Here is a 322-nt window from a genome sequence, read left to right as displayed (position 1 = left end):
GAGCGCGGCCAGGTTCTGGCCAAGCCGGGTTCGATCACCCCGCACACCAAGTTCAAGGCCGAAGCCTACATCCTGACGAAGGAAGAGGGCGGTCGTCACACCCCGTTCTTCACCAACTACCGTCCGCAGTTCTACTTCCGCACGACGGACGTGACCGGTATGGTCACGCTGAACGAAGGCGTGGAGATGGTGATGCCGGGCGACAACGTCGCCATGAACGTCGAGCTGATCGCTCCGATCGCCATGGACGAAGGCCTGCGCTTCGCCATCCGTGAAGGCGGCCGCACCGTCGGTGCCGGCGTCGTCGCCACGATCATCGCGT

1 protein-coding gene is annotated in these 322 nt (G+C 64.0%); it reads left to right on the top strand.

The features are described from left to right. On the top strand, window positions 1-322 hold a 322-nt coding region (locus EJ903_RS26610; protein WP_483964206.1), incomplete at both ends, for an elongation factor Tu.

The organism is Azospirillum griseum (assembly GCF_003966125.1).
Classification (GTDB): Bacteria; Pseudomonadota; Alphaproteobacteria; order Azospirillales; family Azospirillaceae; genus Azospirillum; species Azospirillum griseum.
This window is presented reverse-complemented; position numbering and strand designations above follow the sequence as displayed.